Annotated in this window: 20 protein-coding genes; 9 read left to right on the top strand and 11 right to left on the bottom strand. The window is 60.1% G+C overall.

Annotated elements, in window-relative coordinates; all coding sequences use genetic code 11:
- Positions 1 to 4: 4 nt before the first annotated feature.
- On the bottom strand, positions 5 to 817 hold the full coding sequence (locus tag FHT87_RS14710; protein ID WP_183802888.1) for an alpha/beta hydrolase: 813 nt from the start codon (positions 815 to 817) through the stop codon (positions 5 to 7).
- 156 nt (positions 818 to 973) lie between these two features.
- On the opposite strand from FHT87_RS14710, the gene FHT87_RS14705 reads away from it, so the two are divergent.
- Positions 974 to 1,885 carry a LysR family transcriptional regulator gene (locus tag FHT87_RS14705; protein WP_183732362.1) on the top strand — a complete coding sequence of 304 codons (912 nt, stop codon included), beginning with the start codon at positions 974 to 976 and terminating at the stop codon, positions 1,883 to 1,885.
- A gap of 240 nt (positions 1,886 to 2,125) precedes the next feature.
- Here the strand turns inward: FHT87_RS14705 and FHT87_RS14700 are convergent, their stop codons facing one another.
- A complete protein-coding gene (locus FHT87_RS14700) occupies positions 2,126 to 3,028 on the bottom strand; it encodes an SDR family oxidoreductase (RefSeq protein WP_183802885.1) in 903 nt (300 codons plus the stop codon).
- Positions 3,029 to 3,112: 84 nt separating this feature from the next.
- Positions 3,113 to 3,853, bottom strand: a complete 741-nt coding sequence (locus tag FHT87_RS14695) for an SDR family oxidoreductase (protein WP_183802882.1) — start codon at positions 3,851 to 3,853, stop codon at positions 3,113 to 3,115.
- 121 nt (positions 3,854 to 3,974) lie between these two features.
- On the opposite strand from FHT87_RS14695, the gene FHT87_RS14690 reads away from it, so the two are divergent.
- A complete protein-coding gene (locus FHT87_RS14690; protein ID WP_183802880.1) occupies positions 3,975 to 4,889 on the top strand; it encodes a LysR family transcriptional regulator in 915 nt (304 codons plus the stop codon).
- A gap of 19 nt (positions 4,890 to 4,908) precedes the next feature.
- Positions 4,909 to 5,223 (top strand): hypothetical protein, encoded by a 315-nt coding sequence (locus FHT87_RS14685; RefSeq protein ID WP_183732373.1) that lies wholly within the window; start codon positions 4,909 to 4,911, stop codon positions 5,221 to 5,223.
- Here the strand turns inward: FHT87_RS14685 and FHT87_RS14680 are convergent.
- Complete coding sequence (locus FHT87_RS14680; protein ID WP_210276773.1) at positions 5,220 to 5,540, bottom strand: hypothetical protein; 321 nt, start codon at positions 5,538 to 5,540, stop codon at positions 5,220 to 5,222. The two genes, FHT87_RS14685 and FHT87_RS14680, sit on opposite strands and share 4 nt — an antisense overlap.
- Positions 5,541 to 5,623: 83 nt before the next feature.
- Between FHT87_RS14680 and FHT87_RS14675 the strand changes: the two genes are divergently transcribed.
- Entirely contained in the window at positions 5,624 to 6,238 is a 615-nt protein-coding gene (locus tag FHT87_RS14675) for a DNA-3-methyladenine glycosylase (RefSeq protein ID WP_183802879.1), read from the top strand.
- Between the two features lie 16 nt (positions 6,239 to 6,254).
- Here the strand turns inward: FHT87_RS14675 and FHT87_RS14670 are convergent, their stop codons facing one another.
- The 3 genes from FHT87_RS14670 to FHT87_RS14660 are packed head-to-tail and all read right to left on the bottom strand — an operon-like array spanning position 6,255 to position 9,482.
- Positions 6,255 to 7,796: a DHA2 family efflux MFS transporter permease subunit gene (locus FHT87_RS14670; RefSeq protein ID WP_183802878.1), complete on the bottom strand. Its 1,542-nt coding sequence runs from the start codon at positions 7,794 to 7,796 to the stop codon at positions 6,255 to 6,257.
- Between the two features lie 5 nt (positions 7,797 to 7,801).
- Positions 7,802 to 9,025, bottom strand: coding sequence for an HlyD family secretion protein (locus tag FHT87_RS14665; protein WP_183732383.1), 1,224 nt, complete (start codon positions 9,023 to 9,025; stop codon positions 7,802 to 7,804).
- Entirely contained in the window at positions 9,018 to 9,482 is a 465-nt protein-coding gene (locus FHT87_RS14660) for a MarR family transcriptional regulator (RefSeq protein WP_183732387.1), read from the bottom strand. Before FHT87_RS14660 ends, FHT87_RS14665 begins: the two co-directional genes overlap by 8 nt.
- Before the next feature lie 496 nt (positions 9,483 to 9,978).
- Between FHT87_RS14660 and FHT87_RS14655 the strand changes: the two genes are divergently transcribed.
- Positions 9,979 to 11,154 carry an efflux RND transporter periplasmic adaptor subunit gene (locus tag FHT87_RS14655; RefSeq protein WP_183732390.1) on the top strand — a complete coding sequence of 392 codons (1,176 nt, stop codon included), beginning with the start codon at positions 9,979 to 9,981 and terminating at the stop codon, positions 11,152 to 11,154.
- Entirely contained in the window at positions 11,151 to 14,333 is a 3,183-nt protein-coding gene (locus FHT87_RS14650; protein WP_183732393.1) for a multidrug efflux RND transporter permease subunit, read from the top strand. Before FHT87_RS14655 ends, FHT87_RS14650 begins: the two co-directional genes overlap by 4 nt.
- Positions 14,334 to 14,340: 7 nt before the next feature.
- Here FHT87_RS14650 and FHT87_RS14645 read toward each other — a convergent pair whose 3' ends face one another.
- Positions 14,341 to 15,117, bottom strand: coding sequence for a metallophosphoesterase (locus FHT87_RS14645; protein WP_183732396.1), 777 nt, complete (start codon positions 15,115 to 15,117; stop codon positions 14,341 to 14,343).
- 162 nt (positions 15,118 to 15,279) lie between these two features.
- On the opposite strand from FHT87_RS14645, the gene FHT87_RS14640 reads away from it, so the two are divergent.
- Positions 15,280 to 16,404 (top strand): acyl-CoA dehydrogenase family protein, encoded by a 1,125-nt coding sequence (locus FHT87_RS14640; RefSeq protein ID WP_183802877.1) that lies wholly within the window; start codon positions 15,280 to 15,282, stop codon positions 16,402 to 16,404.
- 62 nt (positions 16,405 to 16,466) lie between these two features.
- Here the strand turns inward: FHT87_RS14640 and FHT87_RS14635 are convergent, their stop codons facing one another.
- Together FHT87_RS14635 and FHT87_RS14630 are read right to left on the bottom strand one after the other, a co-directional pair.
- Entirely contained in the window at positions 16,467 to 16,928 is a 462-nt protein-coding gene (locus tag FHT87_RS14635) for an Rrf2 family transcriptional regulator (protein WP_183732402.1), read from the bottom strand.
- A gap of 204 nt (positions 16,929 to 17,132) precedes the next feature.
- A complete protein-coding gene (locus FHT87_RS14630) occupies positions 17,133 to 17,921 on the bottom strand; it encodes an SDR family oxidoreductase (protein ID WP_183802876.1) in 789 nt (262 codons plus the stop codon).
- A gap of 165 nt (positions 17,922 to 18,086) precedes the next feature.
- Between FHT87_RS14630 and FHT87_RS14625 the strand changes: the two genes are divergently transcribed.
- Positions 18,087 to 18,854 carry a TIM barrel protein gene (locus tag FHT87_RS14625; protein WP_183802874.1) on the top strand — a complete coding sequence of 256 codons (768 nt, stop codon included), beginning with the start codon at positions 18,087 to 18,089 and terminating at the stop codon, positions 18,852 to 18,854.
- Between the two features lie 39 nt (positions 18,855 to 18,893).
- On the opposite strand, the gene FHT87_RS14620 is transcribed toward FHT87_RS14625, so the two are convergent.
- Positions 18,894 to 19,949, bottom strand: coding sequence for a LacI family DNA-binding transcriptional regulator (locus FHT87_RS14620; protein ID WP_183732411.1), 1,056 nt, complete (start codon positions 19,947 to 19,949; stop codon positions 18,894 to 18,896).
- 185 nt (positions 19,950 to 20,134) lie between these two features.
- Between FHT87_RS14620 and FHT87_RS14615 the strand changes: the two genes are divergently transcribed.
- Positions 20,135 to 22,060, top strand: coding sequence for an ABC transporter substrate-binding protein (locus FHT87_RS14615; protein WP_183802872.1), 1,926 nt, complete (start codon positions 20,135 to 20,137; stop codon positions 22,058 to 22,060).
- The last annotated feature ends 37 nt before the right edge of the window (positions 22,061 to 22,097 follow it).

The following is a 22,097-nucleotide window of genomic DNA, read 5'->3' as shown; positions in this document are numbered from 1 at the left end:
GTCTTCAATGCAATTGTGGCTGAACGCTCACGTCCTGAAGGAAATCTCCGAAATGGCGGCTGACGTTGCCCTGCCACGTGGAAATCCCCTCAGATTTTCCGCCGTAAATGGATGGCCAACCTGTCCCGGCGGGAAGAACATGCTGGCGCACGCCAACGCCTGCCTTCTTCAGGCGAGCGGCGTAACCGATTGTTTCGTCATGCAGCGGATCATCCTCCGCCGTAAAAATCAGGGCCGGTGCAACACCTGATATACGCGAACAGAGGCATGGCGCAGCATAAGGATGGCAGCCGCCGCCGCTCAGATAATGGCTCCAGCCTTCAGTCCAGCGCTGGCGCATGCCGATCTTGTCCGCCTTGCGGATCGAAGACGTACCCATGAAAGGATCGAGAAGAGGAGAAATCAGGATCTGGCCGTCAAGCGCATCCGGAATCTGGTCACGCGCCTTTAGCGCGACGCCGGCAGCGACATTGCCACCCGCCTCTTCACCGGCGACGAAAAGCAGCGACTTGCGGTCACCAAGACCGGCTTTCTTGAGGGCAAGATAGGAAAGGATCGAGAAAGAAACTTCAAGCGCCTTCGGAAAAACGTTGCCCGACAGCGTGCTGTAATCGGCAGATACGACGATCGCACCCGCCTTTGCGAGGCTGCTGGCGATCGGGCGGTCGGCATTCGGATCGCTATCGAGGAATGCCCCGCCATGCAGATAGAGCACGATCGGCGGACCCTTGCCGAAATCGGCACCCATATAGACGCGCGCAGAAACGGGGCCAGCGGCCACCTTTTCCAGCACCATGTCTTTGATCTCGGGCACCATCGTCTCTATCTCTTTGCATATGACGGACAACGCCCGCCTCTTGCATTTTGAACCAAAAAGATATTGTTATTCAATTCGGGGAATAAGAAGCGATATCGCGATAACACTATTCCAAATTCCGAACAATGTTGCAACGCAAACTCCGGACTTGAACCGATGGATCAGCTCTCGGCAATGCGCGTCTTCATCCGCGTGGTGGAGACGGGCAATTTCACCCGCGCCGCCGACATGCTCGCCATGCCCAAGGCGACGGTGACCAATCTCATTCAGGGGCTGGAAGCGCATCTGCGCACCAAGCTTCTCAACCGCACGACGCGCCGGGTCATGGTGACGACGGACGGTGCCCTTTACTACGAACGCGCCGCACAGATCATTTCCGAACTTGAGGAGCTGGATGGCAGTCTTTCAAACTCTCAGAGCCTGCCGACGGGACGGTTGCGGGTCGAGATGGCCGGTGCCTTTGCCGACTCCATCATCGTGCCGGCGCTTTGCGATTTCTACCAGCGTTACCCTGATATCCGCATCGACCTCGGAGTCGGCGACCGCACTGTCGACTATCTCGCTGAGAACGTCGACTGTGCGCTGCGTGCCGGCACGCCGGCCGACCAGTCGCTGATCGCCAGACGCGTTTCCGAGATCGAGATGATCACCTGCGTTGCGCCTCTTTATGTCGAGAAATTCGGCCTGCCACAGCGGCCGGAAGAGCTTGAAACGGAACATTATTCCGTCAATTATTTCCGCGCCCAGAACAATCGCACGGTGCCTTTCGAATTTCGCAAGGACAATGAGGTTGTCGAGGTCAATCCGCGCTATATTGTCTCCGTCAATGACAGCCGCACCTACATGACCGCGGCCCTTGCCGGCCTCGGCCTCGCCCAGATTCCGATCTTCATGGCACGTGAACCACTGGCAAAAGGCGAGCTGGTTCAAACCCTGAAGGAATGGACGCGTGAGTCGCTGCCGCTCTACGTCGTCTATCCGCCGAACCGGCACCTCAGCAACAAGGTTCGCGTCTTCGTCGACTGGCTGGTGAAATTGCTGGCGGATGCGAATCTCAACGCCCGCTGAAAACGCCCGCTTACAAAAGAAAGCGGCCCGTGATGGGAGGGATAACCGTCACGGGCCTTGATCTGATGTCTTGAACTGAAGGTGTGTCGCACCGCAGGAAAGGCGCGGCAGGCCCTGGAGTGGAGGTCGGGACGCTGGCGGCGGTGTGCCACCCGCGTCCGTCTATCCTGATATAGGTGCGCTTAGCCGGATAGTAAGGGGCTGTACTCGGGAGACCGTTCACAACTTTGCGACAGGCGGTTATCTCCTGATAGCAGGCTTCAGCAGATCCTCGATACCGATGCGGCGGAAAAGTTCGGCCCGGACACGATCGGCAACGCCGTTGACGATTTCCGCACCGTCTTCCGACGGGTCGATATGTGTGCGGAACGGCCGCTTGCCGAAAGGCATATTCACCACGTCGACAATCGCAGTCGCAACGGAAGCAGCATTCGCATCGGCAGGTTCGAGCGAGGCAAGACCCTTCAACGCCAGTTCCGGCAGACCCCTATAGGGACCTTCGTTATATTCAGCAGCGCGGGCCGTATCGGCAGGCGAACCGGAATGGGCGAAGTGGTTCGTGCCCTTGGTGAAGGCGCCGGGAACGATGATCGTCGTTTCGATGCCCCAGCGGGTCAGTTCACTGGCATAGGAGACGGCAAGCGAGTCCATGGCGGCCTTGGCGGCGAAATAGGGAGCAAGATAGGGAGGCGTGCCGCCGCGGGTGCTCGAAGAGGAGACCCAGACGACCAGCCCCTGCCCCTGCTTGCGCAGATGCGGAAGCACTGCGCGGTTCACCCGCTGGGTCGAAAGCACGTTGATATCGAAAAGCTCGGCATATTGCTCCGGCGTGAAGGCTTCGGCCGGGCCGAAGGACATATGGCCGGCATTGTGGATGATCGTGTCGATATGGCCTTCGGCGGCGATCACCTTCGCGATACCGGCTTCGACGGAAGCATCGGAGGCAACATCCAGTTCGACAGCCTTCAGATCGACGCCGTTTTCCTTGGAGAAAGCTTCGACGGCCTCGACCTGCGGCCGGTTGCGGCATTCGGTTTCGCGCATCGAGGCATAAACGGTATGGCCGGCCTTGGCGAGCGCGCGGGCGGTAAGGGCGCCGAAGCCGCTGGAAGCGCCGGTGATGACGATGACTTGCTTGCTCATGATCCTGTTCCTTCTGTGAGTGGGTTGGCTGAAAGAATGCGAGGGAAAACGTTGGCGGCGCGTCACGCCGCCACGAAACCTGCGTCAGACCATGCCGCCATTGGCGCGCAGCACCTGACCATTGATCCATGCGCCGTCAGGGCCGGCGAGAAAGGCAACGACGCCAGCGATATCCTCAGGCGTGCCAAGGCGTTCGAGCGGGTTTGCCTTGGCAAGGCGATCGATCAGCTCGTCGGACTTGCCGTTGAGGAAGAGGTCGGTGCCTGTCGGGCCGGGAGCGACCGTATTGACGGTAATCCGGCGACCGCGCATTTCCTTCGACATGATAGCGCTCATCGTCTCGACGGCAGCCTTCGTGGCGGCATAGACGCTGTAGGTTTCCGGCTTCAGGCCGACGACCGAGCTCGAGAAGTTGATGACCCGGCCACCGTCATGCAGACGCTTGGCAGCCTCGCGCAGCGTGTTGAACGTACCCTTAAGGTTGACGCTGATCTGGCGGTCGAACGTCGCGTCGTCGACATCGGCAAGGCGGGAAAGCAGCATGATGCCGGCATTGTTGACGAGGACGTCGACACCGCCGAAGGCTGCTTCTGCAGCGCCGAACATACGGCGCACGGCCTCGGCATCGGCAACATCGGCCTGTGCCGTCAGCGCCTTGCCGCCGGCCTTTTCGATCTTCTGGGCCAGTTCTTCGGCAAGTGCCGCATTGCCTGAATAGTTGATGACGACGGTGAAGCCGTCCTTTGCGAGACGTTCGGCGATCGAAGCACCGATGCCGCGGGAAGCGCCGGTAACGAGAGCGACCTTGTTTTGATTGGCAGACATGTTCTTCTCCTTTGATTTCGGCGCCGCAGCGCCTTTTCGATGAGGAGAAGATGCCCCTTTCCACTTTGCGGATAATCAGCCATTATTCGGCATCACTATCCGGGAAATACGAACAAATAAGATGGACAGATTTGATGCCATGCGGGTCTTTTCCCGCGTCGTGGAGCGCCGCAGCTTCACGCTTGCCGCCGAAGATACCGGCTTGCCGCGCTCGACGGTGACAGATGCTGTCAAGCAGTTGGAGGCGCGCCTTGGCGTGCGTCTGCTCCAGCGCACGACGCGCCATGTCAGCCCGTCGCTCGACGGTGAGGCCTATTATCAGCGCTGCCTGTCGATCCTCGCCGACATCGAAGATGCCGAAGGCGCCTTTGTCGGCGCCAAGCCGAAAGGGCTGCTGCGGGTCGACGTTCATGGCACGCTTGCCCGGCACTTCGTGCTGCCGAGCCTGCCATCCTTCCTGGAGACCTATCCCGATATCGAGTTCTATATGAGCGAGGGTGACCGGCTGGTGGATCTGGTGCGCGAAGGCATCGATTGTGTGCTGCGCGTCGGCGTGCCGCAGGACAGCGACATGGTTGCGCGCCGCGTCGCCATGCTGGATGAGATTACTCTTGCCTCGCCGTCCTATATCGTCGCGTTCGGCAAGCCCGAACACCCTGATAGGCTCGATGCCCACCGCATGGTCGGCTTCCGCGCGACCGGCAGCGCCGGTCCGCTGCCGCTGGAATTCATCGTCGACGGCAGCGTTCGCAACATCGCCATTCCTGCGACCGTGACCGTCAATGCGGCCGAGAGCTACATTTCCGCCGCCCGCATGGGCCTCGGCATGATCCAGATCCCGCGCTATCACGCCGAGCACGATCTTGCCGCCGGCACTCTCGTCGAAGTGCTCGCCGATTTTCCGCTCACGCGGACGCCGGTATCGCTGCTTTATCCGCGAAACCGCCAGCTTTCGCCGCGCGTGCGCGTCTTCATCGATTGGCTCGTGAAGGTCTTTGCTCGACAAACCGCCGAAAACACGGTTCACTCATATTAGCGTTTTCGGAGGAACGGACATGGCACTCAGCGATATCATCGTCTACCAGACCGGTGAAGGCTTCGTCGTCGAGTTCGGCGGTGAAGGCGAAGACCGGATCGCGGTCACCCTGCGCGAAGCGCCCGATCTCACCCACGACAATGCCATTGCCAGAGCCAGAGCGCTGCTGACCTCTGCATTCGAACCCGTTCACGGTGATAGCGCCCGCAGCAAGGATGCCGCAATGCTGGAGGAGGAGTTGAACGAAGGGTTGGAGGATTCCTTCCCTGCAAGCGATCCGGTCTCCGTCACCGTCACCTCCATTCCAATGCGCGATCCCAACGCCGGACACTAAACCTGTGTCGAGACGATGTTATCGACGCGGACCTCACCGCGGACGACGCCACGCTCGGTGATCTCAGTGTGCGCCGCTTCTTCGATGACGGTATAGAGTTTTTCGTTGCGGAACGCGCTCGCATTCTTTGTCGACTTGTCTTCCGCCGGCGAACCGTCGATTTCCAGAAAATCGAGCTCGGCTTCTGCGGCGACGATACGTGCATCGCCAGGCGTCAGCGCCGCAACGACCACCACGCCATGGGAAGGCGCAAGATCCCAGTTGGGATCATCAGGAGCGGCGATAGGCACCAGCCGATAGAGCTTGAGATCATCCATGATCCATTTCCTTGCAATTGTTGGCTTGCGTTCCAAACGCCAGCCGGCAAATCATTGTTCCGGGTGGTGGATGAGCAAAGAGGATGTTATCGGCACTCTTCATGACAACCGACATGATCAATGGCGCGATCGGCGCCGGCCCGCTTGCCGGGGAAAGCCTGCGCCATTTCTTTGAACGTGATGCGATCGAGGTCGCCCGCGACCTGCTCGGCTGCCACCTCACAGTCAACGATGCAGGCGGGCGGATCACCGAGACGGAAGCCTATTACCCCGACGACCCGGCCTCCCACAGTTTCCGCGGACCGACCAAGCGCAACGGCGCCATGTATGGCCGTCCGGGCAATGTCTATATTTACCGCATCTACGGCATGTACTGGTGCCTGAACTTCGTCTGTTCACCGGGCTCGGCGGTGCTGATCCGTGCCCTGGAGCCGGAAATCGGCCTGCCGGCCATGATGGAGCGGCGGGGCACCGATGTGCTGGCGCAACTCTGCAGCGGCCCCGGCAAGCTCTGCCAGGCACTCGACATCGATATAGCCATCAACGACCGGACGCTCGACAAGCCGCCTTACGCGATCTCACCGTCTGCGCCCGTACCAATCGTCTCAGGCAAGCGCATAGGCATCACGAAAAATGCCGAAGTACCGTGGCGCTTCGGCATTCAGGGATCGCGATATCTGAGCAAGCCGTTCCGCTAATGGCGGAACTTCACTGTCACTCCATAACGGCGCTGTGGTCCATGGCCGGCGCAGCCTTCGGCTTGCGAAGCAGCAGCACCAGCGGCATGACGGCAAGCGACATCAGCATCAGCAGTTTGAAGTCGTCCATATAGGCGATGATGGTCGACTGCAGCGTGATGACGTCGTTGAGCGCCGCACGGCCGACCGCCGTCAAAGGACTGAGACTCTGCGCCGCCGTCGCATTGAAGGCGTGGTTGAACGGCGTCACATAGGCCGCGATCGACTCGTGATTGCTCTGCGTATTCTCGACGATCAGCGCCGAGACGATCGAGATGCCGACCGAGGAGCCAATGTTACGCGACAGATTGTAGAGGCCCGTCCCATCGCCGCGCATCTGGGCGGGGAGCGTCGCAAAGGCAATTGTCGTCAGCGGCACGAAGAGGAAACCGAGGCCGGCACCCTGGATGAAGCCGACCGAGATGATCGTCCACTGCGACACGTCAGGCGTCCAGCCGGTCATGTCGTACATTGCCCAGGCCGTCAGGCCGAGACCGAGCAGCAGCAGCCAGCGCGTATCCACCTTGCCGATCAACCGGCCGACGATGAACATGCAGAGCATGGTGCCGAGGCCGCGCGGTCCCATGACGACACCCGCGGTGATGACCGGATAGCCCATCAGCGTCTGCAGATACGGCGTCATCAGCGCCAGCGAGGCGAGATAGGTGATGCCGATCACAAAAATGAAGACCATGCTGACGGTAAAATTCTGGTCGAGGAACAGCCGCGGATTGACGAAGGATTTCTCCGCCGTCAGCGTATGCACTAGCAGCAGATAGAAAGCCGCGGCGCAGACGATCGCTTCGATCATGATTTCGCCGGAGGAAAACCAGTCGAGCTGCTCGCCGCGATCAAGAAAGAGCTGCAGCGCAGCGATGAACAGGCTCATCATCCCGAAGCCGAACCAGTCGAGCTTGGCGAGCGCATCCCTCTTCGTCTCCGAGACGAATATGACGATGCCGGCAAAGGCGAGCGCGCCGATCGGAATGTTGATGTAAAAGACCCAGCGCCAGCTGATATTGTCGGTAAGCCACCCCCCGATGACTGGCCCCAGAACCGGCCCGACCATGACCGAGACGCCAAATAGGGCCATGGCCGAGCCGCGCTCCTCGACGGAATAGATGTCGAGGAGGATGCCCTGAGAAAGGGGAACGAGCGAGGCGCCGAACAGGCCCTGCAGCAAGCGGAAAGCAACGATCTGCGGCAATGACTGCGCGAGACCGCAAAGAACGGAGGCGACGACGAAGCCGACGATTGCCGTCAGCAGCACGCGCTTGCGGCCGAACTTGGCGGCAAGAAAGCCCGACGGCGGCGTCATGATCGCGGCCGCGACGATATAGGAAGTCAAGACCCAGTTGATCTGGTCGGCGGAAGCCGAAACGCTGCCCTGGATATAGGGCAGCGCCACGTTGGCGATCGTCGTATCCAGCGCCTGCATGATGACGGCGAGAATGACGCAGGCCGTAATAGCGCCGCGATTGGCGACGGGGGTTGCCGGTGATGCAGGAGCATTGCTCATGGCCGTTACTCGTGGCTCTTGGCCTGGCCCAGAAGATTGCTGATGAAATCGGGAAGACCACGCGCATGGCCGGTATCGACATCGACGACCGTGCTCATGCCGACACGGAGCGGCGGTTTGCCCTGAGAGTCGTCGATGCTGACGCGCATCGGAATACGCTGTACGACCTTCACCCAGTTGCCGGTCGTGTTCTGTGCCGGCAGCAGCGAGAAGGAGGAACCGGAAGCCGGGCTGATGCTCTCGACCTTGCCCTTCCATAGGACGCCCGGATAGGTGTCGACGTAGATATCGACCGACTGGCCGGGCTTGACGTAGGTCAGCTCGGTTTCCTTCGGACTTGCGGCAATCCACAGGTGCGAGGTCGAAACCAGCGAGAAGGCCTGCTGCGAAGCCTGCAGATAGGAACCGACCTGCAGTGCGTTGACGTTGGTCACGATGCCATCGAAGGGTGCCTTGACGACGCTGTGGTCGAGCTCGCGCTGGGCGTTGTCGACCTGCGACTTGGCCTGCAGATAGAGCGGGTTTTCCTCGATCGGCTGGTCGGCATTGCCGCCGAGCTGGGCGAGCGTCGTTGCGGCTTCCGCCTTGGCGACGGAGACCTTCTGCTGCGCGGCCTCGAGATTGTGCTTGGCTTCGTCATAGGCCGATTGCGTCGCGCTGCCGTTGTTGACGAGGCTCTGCTGCCGGTCGAACTGATCCTGGTAATAGGGCAGATCGGCTTCGGCCTGGGTGATCTCGGCAAGCGACTGCTGGTAGCTGGCCTTGAGGTTCATGATCTGGTTGCGCTGCGCGCCGAGCTGCGCCTTGGCGCCGTCAAGCGCGATCCTGAAGGCGTCGGACTGCAGGCTGAAAAGCACCTGCCCCGCCTTGACCTGCTCGTTCTCGTGCACGTTGATCTGCGCGACGATGCCCGAAACATCGGTCGTGATGCCCACCATGTCCGCCTGGATATAGGCGTTATCGGTCGACATGACCTGACCGCCATTGACGTAATAATAGCCGCCGACGGCGAGCGCCACGGGCAGCAGGGCAAAGAGGACGGGGCGGGTGAAGCTGCGCCGGCGGCGGACCTTGTTGCCGCCAGGCGCAGCCACCGCGGCAGCCGCAGGCGCTGAATTGGATGAAGGCGCCTCAGCTACCGTTTCCGGTTGTTGGGGAATGTCTTTTTCTTCGACAGGGTTCTTGGCACTCGCATCGGACACGACGCGCAGCGGGGATTGGTCAGCCATGTTTCGTCTCATTCTCGGCGACCGGAGACCGGCACGCCTGCACCAGGTTCGTCTTCATTACGGACAGGATGTGGAAAAGCTGGTCGCGCTGTTCGGGCGTGACGCTTTCCAATGCTTCGCCGCGCGTCACGTCGCCGATCCCTCGCATTTCGGCGAGAATCGGATGAGCTGCTTCACGCATGTAAAGCAGCCAGATGCGCCGGTCGGTCGGGTGCTGGCGGCGCTCGATCAGGCCGCGCTCGGCAAGCTTGTCGAGGATGCGGACCAGCGTGATCGGCTCGATTTCGAGGATTTCGGCAAGCCCGCTCTGATGGATGCCCTCATTATTGGCGAGATAGGCAAGCGTCTGCCACTGAGACCGCGTCAGCCCAAGGTCCTTTGCGCGCTGCTCGAACCGCTTGCGAAGCAGACGGGCAACGTCGTGCAGAAGAAAACCGAGTGTCGGATTGTTGGTCATATACCTTCGCCGGCTAGTAATAAGCATCCTTATGATATTGGTAGATATATTGAGCATAGGCAGCGCACAAGGATGCAGCCTCAAGATTCCGCACCTGCGGCCAAAATGCCGCAGCCGGCACTAAGGGGAGCCTTCGATCCGGTCTTTCGAAAGATCCAAGCAGCGGCCGGAACTCGTCACAGCAATGTGATAAAGCGACACATCGGCGGAAATGCCGGGGTTTGGGGAACTCCAAATCAATGCAATCAATTGACGTTTGCAATTTTTGGATTCTCCCGTTTATAGTCTGCCTTCATAGAGTTAGGGGGAAGCAGAATTTTCTCCCTCCGGTTGATTTCGAGGCGCTGGCTTGCACCTGTCATCTTCCCGGCAGCCAAACATGAGTAGAATTCGGACTTAGGACGAAGGCTCATGCTTTCGTTCCAGCAGGTATGAACAGCTTATCTCAGGCATAGGTTCAGGCGGCTGCGTTCGGCCGCCCGCAAGGGGGACCGGAATGGCTTATTCACTTCGACAGACACTGGCGCTCGGCTGCTTCGCAGCCTTCCTGCCACTTATTGCCGAGGCGCAGCAGGCGCCTGCTCCCCCACCCGTCACCGTTGCCAAGCCCGTCGTGCGCGATGTGGTCGACAATGATGAGTTCATCGGCCGTTTCGAGCCTGTCGATGAGGTTTCCGTCCGCTCGCGCGTCGGTGGCTATCTGCAGGAGATCGACTTCACCGACGGCGCACTGGTGAAACAGGGCGACCGGCTCTTCGTCATCGATCAGCGGCCGTTTGTCACCGCGCTCAATCAGGCGAATGCCGCGCTCGAAGCGTCGAAATCGGCTCTGGTCTTTGCCGATGCGCAATATAAGCGCGCCCAGTCGCTTGCTTCGAGCGGCAGCCAGTCGGCGCAGACGCTGGACGATCGCCGCCGTGAATTCGATTCGGCGCAAGCCAATGTCCGCGGCGCTCAGGCTGCAGCCGATCGCGCGGCTCTCGACATGGAATATACGGAGATCACCGCGCCGCTTAGCGGCCGCATCGACCGGCGCCTGATCTCTGCCGGCAACCTCGTGCAGACAGATCAGACCGTGCTGACGACGATCGTCTCACTCGATCCGATCGATTTCTATTTCGATGTCGACGAGCGCCGCCTGCTGAACTTCGCCGACACGGCGCGCAAACTGGGCAAGGCTCTCCAGCAGGGCGGCGGCGGACTGGATGTAACCGTCACGATCTCGGATCCCAATGCCAAGCCGTTCCAGGGAAAACTCGATTTCGCCGAGAACCGGATCGACAACGAGAGCGGCACCATTCGTCTGCGTGCCCGCTTCCCCAATCCTGATCTCGTCCTTCAGCCCGGCCTCTTCGGCCGCATCCAGGTCGAAGCTTCTAACACCTATCAGGCCATTCTCGTCCCCGACGAGGCAATCGGTTCCGACCAGAATGAGCGCGTCGTTTATGTTGTCGCACCAGACGGCACGGTTTCGACCAAGCCCGTCCGGCCCGGCCCGCGGCTCTACGGCTACCGCGTCATTCGCGAAGGCCTCGACGGCACCGAGACGATCATTGTCAACGGCCTGATACGCGCCCGGCCCGGCGCAAAGGTAACACCTCAGATGACCGAACTGCCGAAGGAGCGGACAGACGCGCCGCCGGAAACCGCCGGTGCGGAGAGCAGCCAATGAGATTTGCCCATTTCTTCGTGGACCGGCCGATCTTTGCGGCCGTCATCTCCATTGTTCTTCTCGTCGTCGGCAGCATTGCCTACACGCAATTGCCGGTCTCCCAATATCCGGAGATCGCACCGCCGACCATCGTCGTGCGCACCTCCTATCCGGGCGCCGATCCGCAGACGATCGCCGACACGGTTTCGACCCCGCTCGAACAGCAGATCAACGGCGTCGAAGACATGCTCTACATGTCTTCCTACTCCAGCGCCGATGGCGCCATGTCGCTGACGATCACCTTCAAGCTCGGCACCGATCTCGACAAGGTTCAGGTGCTTGTGCAGAACCGCGTTTCCATCGCCCTGCCCCGCCTTCCCGATGAAGTCCAGCGGCTCGGCGTGACCACCGACAAGAGCTCGCCTGACCTGATGATGGTGGTGCATCTACTGTCGCCGTCGCACCGCTATGACCAGCTCTACGTCTCGAACTACGCCCGCAACCGCATACGCGACGTTCTCGTGCGCCTTGACGGCGTCGGCGACGTGCAGCTCTTCGGCGAGCGCCAGTATTCGATGCGAATCTGGCTGGATCCGGAAAAGCTCTCTGCCTACGGAATGACATCCGATGACGTCGTCGCCGCATTGAGAGACCAGAACGTCCAAGTATCTGGCGGCAAGATCGGCGCCCCGCCCGTCACCGGCAAGAATGCGTTCGAATATACGGTACGAACGGACGGACGCTTCTCGGACGTGCGGCAGTTCCGCTATGTCATTGTAAAATCGACAGCAACCGGCCGGCTCGTGGCCTTGCAGGATGTCGCCCGCATCGAACTTGGCGCACAGGATTACGTCACCAACAGCTATCTCAATAATGACCCGGCCGTCGCCCTCGGCATCTTTGCTCGACCGGGAACCAACGCACTGGATACCGCCCATCAGATCCAGGCCATCATGAAGGACCTGTCTCAGAATTTCCCGCAGGGGCTGGAATATCGCATCGTCTATGACACGACCGAATTCATCGCGGATTCGATCTACGAGGTCTATAGGACCATCGCTGAAGCGGCGATCCTCGTGGCGATCGTCGTCCTCGTTTTCCTGCAATCCTGGCGAACCGCCCTCATTCCGATCATCGCCATCCCCGTATCGCTGATCGGCACTTTCGCAGTCCTGCTCGCCTTTGGCTTCTCGCTCAACATGCTCACCCTGTTCGGCCTCGTACTGGCGATAGGTATCGTCGTCGACGATGCGATCGTAGTGGTGGAAAATGTCGAGCGAAACCTGGCGCGCGGCATGACGCCGAAACAGGCGGCGCACGTTACGATGGACGAAGTCGGAACCGCCGTCGTCGCCATCTCGCTGGTGCTGATCGCAGTGTTCGTGCCGACGGCCTTCATTCCGGGGATTTCCGGTCAGTTCTACAAACAGTTTGCGGTGACGATATCAGTCACCACGGCAATTTCCGCATTGAATTCACTGACCCTTTCGCCTGCGCTCGCAGGCATCTTGCTCAAAACCCATGATCATGAAAGCAAGCGCAAGAATATCTTCTCCCAGTTGGGGAGCGGTCTTGCAAATGGCTTCAACCGCGGCTTCGATCGAATGAGCTTGGGCTATTCCTGGATCGTCCGGCATCTGGTCAGCAGCTGGGTCGGATTGACCGCTTCGCTCGTCGTCTTCGCCGGCCTGCTGGGCGCGACCTGGTACATGGGCCAGAAGGTTCCCTCGGGCTTCATCCCGACCATGGACCAGGGTTATGCGATCGTCGTCATCCAGCTTCCGGACGGCGCCTCGCTGGCGCGTACCGACGCCGTCGTCAAACAGGTGGGTGACATCGCCCGCACGGTGCCAGGCGTCGGCAATGCCGTGCAATTTGCCGGCTTCAGCGGGGCGACCTTCACCAATGCCTCGAATGCCGGCGTCGTCTTCGTCCCGTTCAAATCCTTTGCCGAACGTGAAGAAGGCGGCGAGACCGCCAACAAGATCATCGGCGAGCTCTACGGCAAGCTTCAGAGCATCCAGGAAGCCTTCATCATTGCCATCCCGCCGCCATCCGTGCGTGGCGTCGGCAATTCGGGCGGCTTCAAGATGCAGATTTTGGATCTTGAGAGCTCTGACATGACGCGTGTCCTGGGTCTCGCTCGCCAGATGATGGGCGCCGCTGCAACGACCCCGGGACTGACCGGCGTCTTTACGACATTCTCAGATGCAAGCCCGCAATATTTCCTTGCAATCGACCGCGACAAGGCACGTTTCCTGAACGTGCCGATCCCCAATATCTTCAACGCATTGTCCATCAACCTTGGTGTCGCCTATGTGAACGATTTCAATGCGTTCGGGCGCGTCTACCAGGTTCGCGCCCAGGCTGACCGGCAATATCGCATGGAGAGGGACGACATTCTCGCGCTGAAGGTTCGATCGGCAACCGGCGCGCTGGTTCCGCTTGGCACTCTGATGGATATCCAGGATTCCAGCGGTCCGGCACTTGTCCAGCGCTACAACATGTATGTCTCGGTGCCGATTCAGGGCAACCCGACGCCCGGCACATCGACCGGCGACGCCATCAAGAAGATGGAAGCGCTGGCGGGGCAGATCCTGCCGCCGGGAACGAGCTTCGAGTGGACTGAGCTTGCCTATCAGGAAACCCACACCGGCAATACCGCAATCTATATCTTCGTCCTGTCGGTGATCTTCGTCTTCCTTGCGCTTGCGGCACAATATGAAAGCTGGGTCCTGCCTCTGGCGATCATCCTCATCGTTCCGCTCGCAGTGCTTGCCGCATTGATTGGCGTGTGGCTCAGGGGAATGGACAACAACGTCCTGACACAGATCGGCTTGATCGTGCTGATCGGTCTTGCTGCCAAGAACGCCATCCTGATCGTCGAGTTTGCAAGACAGGCAGAAGAAGAAGGGAAAAGCGTCGTGGATGCCGCAATCGAGGCAAGCCATCTTCGCCTGCGCCCGATCCTGATGACGGCCTTCGCCTTCATCTTCGGCGTTCTGCCGCTCGCCATCGCCACCGGCCCCGGTGCTGAAATGCGCCAGTCGCTCGGCACCGCCGTGTTCTCCGGCATGCTGGGGGTAACGATCTTCGGCCTGTTCCTGACGCCGGTCTTCTACGTCGTGCTGCGCCGCTGGCGCAAAAAGCCGGCGGAGGTGCCGGCTGCACATGCAGACGCCGAGGAAAACGCGGCCTGAGCGGGGCTTAGGTGGAGAATAGGTGAACCTGCCCCTGCCAGAAGCGGGCAACGGAGAGCTTGCCGCTCCTGAAGGCGCGGGTATCGAGGTTCAGCCGCATCGGCTGTACATCCGGCTGGTCGCTGGGTGTATGTCCGTGCACGATGAGTTTCGGCAGCGGCAGTGGGCTTTCCAGGAAACGCTGGCGGATGAAGGCCAGGTCGTCATCCGCTTGCTCTTCGAGCGTCACCCGCGGATCGATACCGGCATGCACGAAGACGACGTCAGGCGTGTCAAGCATGATCGGCATGGCGCGGATAAAGTCGATATGCGTATGCGGCAGCGATTGGCGGATGAAGGCGTCGAGCTGCGCACCGGAGCGGAAGACAAGCGGCAGATGATCGGGATCGAGACCGTAAGATCGCAGAAGCTCGGCAGCACCCATGGTCATCCAGTCGTCATAGGATGCCCAGCCGTCGATATAGTCGAGCATGACGATCTCATGGTTACCGGCAAGGCAGATGCGCTCGAAGCCTTCGGGCGCCGGATCCATGAGATGGCTGAGAACATGCGCCGATTGAGGGCCGCGATCGACATAATCGCCGAGCATGACGATGAGCTTGGTGCCCGGCAGATGCTCGGCATCGCGCACGATCGCCTCTTCCGCTTTCTGCAGCAGGTCGAGACGACCGTGCACGTCGCCGATGGCATAGGTCGGGATTTCGGCTATATCCATGCTCACGCGCGGACGCGGCTGACGTCCAGCCTTCGAACCCTCGCGGCTTCGTGCAAGAGAATCGCTCATCATCATTCCTGATCAGTTGGCCGTCCCTTAACCATAACTAGAGCATACGGCAAGTCGATCAAGCTGGTAGGAAAATTCGGCCGGTCGGGCTTTTGTGGAAAAACCGGTCTTACGCAAGCCGATGCAATCGCGCACTTTTTTAACATAAGGAAAGAGTGGCAGATGGGCACCGTATCGCAGTTGCACGACAATGTGCGCCCTCCGGCGCATCGCATCGAGACCGAGGAAGAAGCCGTTTCCACGGCCCGCGAGCTTGCGGCCGCCTTTCGCCGGCAGGCAAACGAGCGCGACATCAATCGCCTCATGCCCAATGCCGAGCTCGACACGCTCTCGCAATCCGGCCTGACGGCAATCACCGTGCCCCCGGAATATCAGGGGCTCGATGTTTCGAACGCCCTGCTCGCCGAGATCGTCGCCATCATCGCCGAAAGCGACGCCTCGATCGGCAACGTGCTGGCATCTCACTTCCGCGTGCTGGAAGGGCTGCGAAACCAGCCTTCGGAAGAGTTGAAGAGCACCCTCTTTGCCCGCGCACTGGACGGCGACCGCTTCGCCGCCACCCGCTTTAGCGAGCAGGCAGGCCTCGTTGCCGAAGGCTCCGGCTTTCGCCTGACAGGCCGGTCGGAACAGGCAGCAGCTATTCTCTTTTCCGACTGGATCGCCGTGGCAGCGATCGATCCCGGCGGCCGCAGGGTAACGCTCCATCTTCAGCGTGACAGCGACGAATTGCAGGCGGTGGACGATTGGGACGCCTTCGGCCTCCGCACCAACGGCACGGCAACGCTGATTGCCGGCAAGCTGCATGTAAATGCCGATACCGTCACCGCCGCCCTTTCCGGCGATCACGCAACGGAAAAATCTCTGGGCCTTCTGCTGCATGCAGCCGTCGGCCTCGGCATAGCCCGCGCCGCCTTTTCCGACCTGCTTCTCATGGCGAAGGACCCCTCTGCCTTCTCCAGCAAAATCGGCGAGCATGCAATCCGTATCGAAACCGCGACTGGAGCGCTGGAACAGGCCGGCCGCAAGCTTGATATCGCCCAGGTAAGCCCCGCCGGGGCAGCCATGGCGGAAGCCTGTTTCTCCGCCTCATCCGCCTGCCTCACGGCAACCGAGGTGGCGCTGGCAACGGCAAATGCTCTCTTCGAACTGGCTCGGGGCACAACGGGTAGCATAGCGCTCAACCTCGACCGTCACTGGAGGAACGCCCGTATCCACGACATGGCGATTCAACGCGAACCGCTGCTGAACGCAGCGGGAGCGCATATTCTGAAAATCAGCGAAAACTGAAGCAATTCCGGCAGAAGTGTGCAGCGGCTTTGCCGGAATTGCGGAAAAACGAAGAGAGCGGATCAGCTCGCGGCAGAAACCGGGACCTTTTCCTCGACCGTTTCGATGCCGCCACCGGCAACGAACTGCTCGAGTGTCATATTGTCGAGAATGGCGGCGATCGCGTCCCGGACTTCGGTCATCGAGCGCCGCACCTGACAGGTCTCGGGATCGGAACAATCATCGCAAGCCTCATAGGCCGTGCGGCTAGCACAGCGGATCGGCGCGAGCGGCCCGTCCAGCGTGCGGATGACGTGACCGATGCGGATCTCCGACGCAGGGCGCGAAAGCGAATAGCCACCGCCCGGCCCCTTCTTCGACCGCAGAATGCCGACATTGCGCAATTCCAAGAGGATCGTGTCGAGGAACTTCTTCGGGATGTTGTTGCGCGAAGCAATATCATTGATGAAGGCGGTTTCGCCCGGCGCCAGCCGCGCCAGATCAACCAGCGCCTTCAATCCGTATTTTCCCTTTTTCGTCAGCATCTCGGTCGCCCTGCACTTTGCGGCATTATTCTTCTGTAATAGCAGGCAAATAGAGTCAAAACCATGAAGAGACAACAAAATAACCCGTTTTTATGGGTTATTTTGGCGATTTATGTTGCCGCGAAACCGCTCTTCCGAAGTCTTCTGAAGTTTAATGCCGGTCCCCACACCAACAGGCTGATGCGGGACCGGAAATCGCGGGAGCTAGACTGTTTTCAGCATGCCGCCATCGACGAAATAGGTAGAACCGATGCTATAGCTCGACCGGTCGGAGCAGAGGAAAACGAAGAAATTTGCGAGCTCCTCCGGCGTGCCGAAACGCTTGGATGAGGCATGTTCATCCGCCACGCTTTGCAGGTAACCCTCCCAGTCACCGCCAGTCTCGGCCGTCAGTTGCTTGGCAGTCTTGATCCAGTCGGGTGTCAGAATGAGGCCGGCATTGACGCAGTTGACGCGGATCTTGTCCTTCACAAGCTCCGTGGAAAGCGTCTTGGAAAACATCATGAGCGCCGCCTTGGTGACATTGTAGATCGGCTCGTACCAGAGCGGTTGCACGGCGCAGATCGAGGCATTATGGAGGATCACTCCGCCGCCGCGCTTCTTCATCAGCGGCGCAATTCCGCGGGCAAGGCGCACGGCGGCCATCACATGCAGATCAAAATACGCCTGCCACTTCTCGTCGGGCGCCTCCATGACCGTCTCATTGGAGCCGGTGCCGGCATTGTTGATGAGAATATCCGCTCCACCATGGTCGGCTGCCGCCGCGATGATCGCCTCCGTACCTTCGACAGTCGCCACATCGCTTTCGACCGCAATGGCGCTGACATCATATTTTTCAGCGATGCGCACGGCTTCGGCATCCAGCCGCTCGCGTCCACGCGCAGACAAAATGAGGTTGGCGCCCTCGGCCGCCAGCCCTTCGGCGATCGCCAGCCCGATGCCGACGGAACCGCCGGTGATGACCGCAGTCTTTCCCTTCAATCCCAGATCCATGAAATCCTCCCGAATGCGGCCGGCAGCTCCGGCCGATCCGCCAACTCTTCCGGCATTGGTTCTGCCCGTCAAGCCACGGCGGAAAATCATCAGCATCAGGAGCCGATCCCTCTTGCCGCAGGCTGGGATCTGTCACATGCCTGAAGCGATAGTGGAGGAGTTTTCATGCGACTTTATTCAGCTTGCATCGAATGGCTGTTTGCCGAGGACGGCGACATTTTCGCCGATCGCATCCGCCGTGCCCATGCCGCCGGTCTCGATGCGATCGAATTCTGGCGCTGGACGGACAAGGATCTCGACGCGATCGAAGCTGCATTGAAGGAAACCGGTCTCAAGGTAACGAGCCTTGTCGCCGAGCCGATGATCGCGCTCACCAACGCCGCCAATCGCGAGACCTGGCTGAACGGCCTTGCCGATTCCGTTGCCGTCGCAAAACGCCTCGGCGCGCCTGTCCTGATCGCGCAGGCCGGCGACGATCTCGCGGGCTTCACGCGGGATGAACAACGCAAGGCGCTGACGGAAACACTGCGAGCCGGCGCCGATATCCTTGATGGTAGCGGCGTGCGCCTCGGTGTGGAACCGCTCAACATCCGCATCGACCATATCGGTTATTTCCTCGATTCCACCAGCGAGGGCCTGGACATCGTCGATGATGTCGCCCGTCCGGAAATAGGCATCGTTTATGATATCTATCATTCCGCTGTTATGGACGAACGCACGGAAGATGTTCTGGCTGGCCGCATAGACCGCGTGTTTCACGTCCACGTGGCCGATCACCCAGGCCGCAACGAACCTAGCACCGGCACGATCGATCTCGCTCACCGCCTCAACTGGATCTTCGCCAACGGCTACACCGGCGCTATCGGGCTGGAATACAAGCCCCTCGCGCCGGGTGCCGATGCAGTGAAGGCGGTTGCAGCGAGGTTGGGCTGACGTTCAGCTTTCTGCCGCCATCCGGCAACTCCAGCCCAATCACTTCACGAGCGCGTTGTTCTGAGCGATTTCCGATTGCGGCTTTACTGGATCGGTCGCTGCCGCGACCTTGCACGGACCGGCAGACCGGCGCTCGACGATGCGTGACGCGATCATGACGCGGCGGGCGGGCATGCCGGGCAGACGCGGATTTTCTATCCGCTCCAGGAGCAGCCGGAGACCGACGGCCCCGCCCTCCTGCCCTTCCATTTTCACCGTCGTCAACGGCGGCGAAATCTGCGTAGCCGGTGAGAAATCGCCGAAGCCGACGACCGAGACATCATCGGGAATGCGATAGCCCTGGCCCAGCAGTTCGGAAACCACCGTTAGCGCCAGTCCGTCATGGGCACAGAAGAAGGCTGTCGGGTGAATACCCTTTGCCTTGAGGTCCTTGAAAACCTCGCCGAAGCCGACCTGCTCGTCGAACCGCAGCACATGCAGCGAGACATCCTCGCAGCGTTCTGCAATCTCCCGCGCCCCATAGAAGCGCTCGCGCCGGCCTCGGAAACCGGGCGTGCCGTTGACATAGCAGATCGACCGGTGACCAAGCCCGATCAGATATTGAAGCACGGCCTGGCCCGCCTCATGGTCCGTGCCGGTGATCTGATCCGCCTGCTCCAGCGGATCAACCCAGCCGAAACGCACGATCGGCACCCCGATTGCTGTTGCTGCGGCGATTGCCTCCCGGTCATGCGGACCGACAAGCAGCAACCCGGCGCAGGAACACGCCAATTCCTCAAGCTGACCAGCGCTATGTGTCCAACGGATGCGTAGTGCCATGCCCAGCCTGTGTGCCTCACGCTGCACGCCATTCTGGATCTGCATGTAGAGTTCACTGTTGACGGCATCGAGATCGTGGAAAACGACAGCGATATCGTTCGTCTGCGATTGGCCGGCAGGGCGCGTATAGCCCAGCCGCTCGGCCGTCGCGCGGATCAGCGCGCGCGTCTCCTCACTGACGCCGCTCTTGCCTGCCAGCGAGCGCGAGACCGCATATTTCGAGAGGCCGACCTCCCGCGCGATCGTCTGTAAAGTAACTCGCCCCCTGCTTCCCACTCTACACCTCGATTTCCCGTCCGGCATTCGGAGCGCTTCGCTACACCTTCCCTACCGGAATTGCAAATTCTTGCCATAACAAAACATAACGCTTTACCTAACAATATCCAAATGTATTCTTTCCGTTATCTCAGCCTGAAGCCAAAAATAACGATAAGGGCTGGGGATTTTTGGAGGAGAACCCTATGATCAAGCTGAAACGTCGTGCGTTTCTGGCCGGGACTTCGGCCGTTCTGATCCTGCCGGCCCTGCCGGTTTTTGCCGCCGACTTCAAAGAAGCGGACATTCTGAAGGAGAAAGTTTCAAGCGGCGTGCTACCGGCTCTGAAGGACCGGCTGCCGGAAAGTCCGCTCGTCATCAAACCGGTTGAAAGCGTCGGCAAATATGGCGGCGACTGGAATATGGCGCTCGTCGGCGGCGGTTCGCTGTCGATGCTGTTCCGCTATCAGGCCTATGAGCCGCTGCTGCGCTACACGCCCGATTGGTCCGGCGTGACGCTGAACGTCGCCGAAGCCTTCGATGGCAATACGGATTCCACCGAATACACCATCCGCCTGCGCAAGGGTATGAAGTGGTCGGACGGCCAACCCTATACCACCGCGGACGTGAAATTCTGGTACGATACCATCCTTACCGACAAGCGCGTTGCCGTGAACGGCCAAGGTCACTGGAAAACTGCCGGCAAGCCGGCCAAGCTCGAAATCGTCGACGAACAGACGTTTAAAGTTATCTTCGCAAAACCTAACGGTATGTTCCCGCTTCAGGTCGCCTGGTCCAATAGCGACCACACGACCCGCTGCCCCAAACATTACCTCGAGCAGTTCCATATCGATTATAACCCGAAGGCCAACGAGCTTGCCAAAGAGCGCGGCTTCGAAAGCTGGATCGCCGCCTTCCAGTCCGCCTCCGGTTTCCAGGATGACAATGCCTTCTTCCTGAACTCCTCGAAGAAGCCCTGCCTGCATGCCTGGATGTTTACGACAGCGCCCGGCGAGAATACCGAACGCGCTATTGCCGAACGCAACCCTTTCTACTGGAAAGTGGATACGGAGGGTAACCAGCTCCCCTACATGGACCGCATCGTCTATCAGATGGTAGCGGACCCGCAAGTGCTGCTCCTGAAGGCCATGCAAGGTGAAGTCGACCTGATGGACCAGTATATCGCCACGCCGAACAACAAGTCGGTGCTCTACGATGCGCGCGAACAGGGCAAGTATGATTTCTATACGCTGACTTCGACCGAAGCCAACGTGATGAATTTCATCTTCAACCTGAACCACAATGACGAGACCAAGCGCAAGCTCTTCCGCAACAAGGATTTCCGCGCCGCGCTCTCCATGGCGCTCGATCGCCAGTCGCTGATCGATGCCGTGCTCGTCGGCCAGGGCGCTCCTGCCCAGCCCTCGATCAAACAGAGCGATCCACTCTACAACGAGCAGCTTGCCACACAGTTCACCAGCTACGATGTCGACAAGGCGAATGCCATGCTCGATACGCTGATCCCGAAGCGCGACGACCAGAACTTCCGTCTCGACGAAAAGGGCCGCCGCCTGACGGTGATCTTCGAGATCGACCAGGCGCGCGCCGTCTTCCTCGATCTCTTCCAGCTGGTCATCCCGATGTTCCAGGCGGTCGGCATCGATGCGCAGATGCGCACCATGGACCGTTCGCTCTGGGAAACCCGCGTGCGCCAGGGCCGCGATTTCGATGCGACGGCCCACCAGTTCGGTGCGAATGGCGGCGTCGCTGCGATGCTCGACCCGCGCTACTACGTGCCGACGGATTCGAATGCCATGTATGCCCCGGCCTGGCAGCTTTGGTATCTCGACCGCAACAATGCCAATGCGGAAGAGCCGCCGGAAGAGACGAAGAAGCAACTCGAGCTTTACGACAAGCTGAAATCGACCTCCGATCCAGCTAGCCAGCAGGAGATCATGAAACAGATCCTGCAGGGTGCTGCCGAGAACTTCTATGTCTTCGGCATTTCCCTGCCGCCGGATGGTTACGGCATCGTCAAGAACAACATGAAGAACATCACCAAGACCATGCCGAATTCCTTCGGCTGGCCGACCCCCGCTCCCACTATGCCGGAGCAGTTCTACAAGGTCTGACGGCCTGAAACAGCTTGATGCATTGCAGGCGCCGGCC

It is taken from the genome of Rhizobium sp. BK316 (genome assembly GCF_014193695.1).
In the GTDB taxonomy this organism is placed as follows: Bacteria; Pseudomonadota; Alphaproteobacteria; order Rhizobiales; family Rhizobiaceae; genus Rhizobium.
This window is presented reverse-complemented; position numbering and strand designations above follow the sequence as displayed.